General features: G+C 31.7%; 2 protein-coding genes. Both read left to right on the forward strand.

The annotated features are described in order from the left end of the window. The first annotated feature begins 491 nt into the window (after nt 1-491). On the forward strand, nt 492-1,556 hold the full coding sequence (locus ACESM9_RS14795) for a BtrH N-terminal domain-containing protein (RefSeq protein ID WP_373000428.1): 1,065 nt from the start codon (nt 492-494) through the stop codon (nt 1,554-1,556). Between the two features lie 286 nt (nt 1,557-1,842). After that, nucleotides 1,843-3,738 (forward strand): O-antigen ligase family protein, encoded by a 1,896-nt coding sequence (locus tag ACESM9_RS14800; RefSeq protein WP_373000431.1) that lies wholly within the window; start codon nt 1,843-1,845, stop codon nt 3,736-3,738. Nucleotides 3,739-4,077: the final 339 nt, after the last annotated feature.

The raw sequence follows: 4,077 nt of genomic DNA on the forward strand, positions 1-4,077 counted from the left end.
TAACTAAACAATACAGGTATACCATAAAAAGTAAATAAATATATGAGTAGTTTATTAGAAAACACAAGTAATGAAAAGAGCTTACTTACTTCAATTTCTGACATTTGTAAATAATATTTTGCTTGCAAAAAGCACTTAAGAAAGCCAATGCGTGTAAAGCCAGTAGAACGCCTATGATTGATAATTTTACATACCTACTTCGACCTGTTTATATAACGAAAAGTATGTATATGAGCTTTCTGAATGGAATACACGATGTAGGTTTTGCAATAGATTTGGCTCACAGATTTTTCAAATTTCTTTTTATATACTGGGCTACTCTTTTGTTAAACTTTACAATATATATGATTAAGAACAAGATTCCCAATTCGACTGCTCAAAACAGGTATCTCAGATCTGAAGATAAAAAGAACGAGTATAAGAAATTATTTTTATATATTACTTTGCGGTTAATTCACTTATGATACTTATGCTACGAGGGAGATGTTTCAATGATACTAGATTTCAAAATCAATGCAAACCTAGCTTTTGATTGTGTTGAGACTGCTTTATCATCGTATCTTTCATGGAATAAAATTAAATGGGAATATATGTTTATAGGTTCATGGGGCTTTTCCTTTAACAGCTTTATAGGCCCTCTAACGGAAAAATCTATTGACCCATTAATGGGGAATGTTAGGTTGCCACTTTTTGTATATGGCGGAATAAAAATAGTAAGAAAGAAAAATAGTATTGAAAAAGCAATGCAATTCATCAAATATGAATTAGAGAATAACAGACCAGTTTTACTTGAGACAGATATTTACTATTGTGCATGGTCGACACAATATAAGCAGTATAAAAGTGCACATATATTAACTATTATTGGTATTAATGATGATGGCAATATTATTTGTTTGGACAATGGTGCATATGCTAAATTTAAGGGACCAGTAATTATGTCCAAGGAAGACTTTGTAAGTGGATATAGGAGTTTTCTTATTTTGAAAAACCATAATAAGAGGAAAGAAATAAAATGGACAAATTTAATTATTGAATCTATCCTTTGTATGAAATACAAAATACATCCAGATTTTATTTACTATCTTAAAATATTTAAACTTTCTTATAGAATGATTTATAATATTTTAATATTAGCAAAAAAATTCAAATTGCAAACATCCTTTGATAACATAAGGATGCTCGCTGATACAATTGAGAAAGTATACTACAAAAAAAACGATCTGAACTTTATAGAAGATACTGACTTGTATAGTAATAAACTATATAAACGTATTGGTAAGGTGGCAACTGGAAGAAAAAAATATTATATAACATTAGATTTTTTAGCTAAAGAATATAATATTAAACCTCTATATGAAATATCGAAAAGGTTGAATGAATTAAGTCATATGTGGGAAGAGGTGAAATTCTATTTCTTTGAATGTGTGAAAAATGAAGATATCGAATCATTAAAAAAAGCATCTGAAAAATTAAAGAAGATTTCATATGATGAAGAGTTAATTGCTAAAGAATTATATGATGTTGCAATAAGTGCAATCTACCCAAATAGTTAACTATTTTTTATACTATATTTGCCCAGTAAATGTATGAGGTTGTGTAAATTTTACCATGGGAAGTTTACAGCTGAATTTTAGAGATCTTGCTAGTTACAGCTAATGGCTACTGATAAAACAAGAGAGGTTATTAGCATATATGTATGACATTGCGCAATTGAAATACTTCCATGTTTTATTATGGAGTGATAGATGTTTATGCTTTACAATAATAGGAAATAGTTAATATAATAAGATAGATTATAAGTGAGATAAGAACTATAAAAATTCATAGGATGTGTTTATGTTGAAAAACAGTATAATTATTAATTTTATCAAGAAGCTTTTTAATAGGCTCAGTTATTACCATAAGTGTAGTGTTCTATATCAAATTCAAAAAAGCTCAGGAGCGATTTTTATAAGATGGGCTACAAGGAGCTATATTCTAAGACTTTTTATAAAGGATTGGAAGATAGAGGAGGTTTGGACAAGCAGTATTGTATATAGATTTTTGATGCTACCTTTAGAATTATTGAGAGTCTTAACAAGCAGGATGAAAGAAAGCTTGAATAGCACTATAAAGTATAGCATGCTATTAAAAATTATTACTCAATGCTTCGAGTGTTTTCTACTATTTAGTACCAAGGTATATGGTTTATGTTTGCTGGCTTTTGCGCTCACAGATGGTATACTCAAAATTGTGACAGAAGGGTATGTAGCAAGGCTATTAAATATTGAGATTGTACTTGTTTCAGTTATGTTGATTCTAATAGATCGTTCTATTAAGACTTTAGGGGAAGGTAGCTTTATACTAAAGCTCGCTACTGATTTTTTTATATCTGGAGGGAAAAGTAACAAAGCTCAGCCCAGCTTAACTAATAAAAAGATAGATGTCGCAGCGCTTGTTATAGGTACCTTATTAGGTGTATTGGTATTTTTTATGACGTTTAGAATTTTCATACTGGCTATAGGGGGAATACTTATAGTAATGTTGGTGTTATGGAAATATGAGATAGGGGTGTTCTTTTCTGTGGCTCTAATCCCACTGTCTCCTACGATTCCGCTTCTGGGGTTGGTCTTGCTAACAATAGTATCCTTTGTAATAAGACAGTTTATAAGCAGCAATTTCAGATTCAGTGTAACTCCTATAGATCCTTTTATTGTATTTTTCATCGGAGTAATGCTTTTTTCGAGTTTAACATCCTATACACAGCAGAGTAGCTTGATGACTCTTGCCATTAACGTAATCATTATTGCCTTTTATTTTGTATTGATTAATACTATAACTACCAAGCAGCGACTTTATAATGCTGTTGCATTTTTATTACTTACAAGTGCTGTTGCGGCGGCTTATGGGATATATCAATACTACATGGGTGATTTAACAGCGGATGCATGGGTTGATGCGACCTTGTTTGAAGATATTAAGACTCGTGTTGTCTCTACTTTTGGCAATCCGAACATATTAGGTGAATATCTGATACTTATTATCCCCTTATCAATTGCGCTATTGTGGGAGCAGAAAAACTGGCTGGTTAAGCTGTCTGTGATGGGGTTAACAGCTATCATGATTATGTGTCTTGTTTATACTAGCTCAAGAGGAGCATGGTTAGGCTTTGTTTTGGCAATTAGTATGTTTACAGTATTAAGAGATAAACGTCTTTTGATATTGTACCTCATTGGGCTGTTTTTTATACCTTTTATATTGCCAACCTCGATTATTAACCGCTTTACTAGCATAGGAAATTTGCAGGATTCATCCTTGGCATATAGGCTTTCAATCATGTTGGGCTCGTTAAAAATGGTCAAGGATTACTGGCCCTCTGGGATCGGGTTGGGGATAGAACCATTTAAGCTGATTTATCCTCAATACTCTTTTTCCGCTGCGTATGCCCAACATTCTCATAGTTTTTATATTGAATTACTCTTGGAAACGGGTATTGTTGGGTTTTTGGTATTTATGGGTATGCTCTTAGTATTTTTTAAATCTATCTTATCACATTATTTTAGGGTCAAAGATCGGTTTATATCTACCTTTATGCTAATGTCAGGTATAAGCCTGATAGGATATCTGATACATGGCATAGCAGAATATATTTGGTATAATAATAGAGTTCTATTGACTTTTTGGGTTGTCATAGCCCTGGGTATGGCTGCTTATAAGCTTACAGTGGGAGATAATGAAGTGGAAATGAATGGTTGAAGTTTATATAATTGTTGATAATAAGGTAGGAAGAATAGAACATTTTATATGTCTCCTAAAGGGAATAAAAAAAGCATGCAATCAAGGTAATCCACAAGATAGTATAATATAATCTGAATTTTGTTGAAAGACTATGGTTAAAGAAAGGAATACACAAACAGAAAAGCAGACTATAGTTTCTGCAGTATTTCAAAGTAGTTTCCGTGACAAAGAAGATTAAAGGAATTTGGGAAAGCTTAGTAAGATAGTGTTAACTAATCTATGAAAACTCAGTTTAAGGGAAGAAATGCCAGAGGACATAAAAATGTAACATGAAAAGATCCTTCAACCCCTCAAAAT

Source organism: Lutispora sp. (assembly GCF_041687175.1).
Taxonomy (GTDB): Bacteria; Bacillota; Clostridia; order Lutisporales; family Lutisporaceae; genus Lutispora.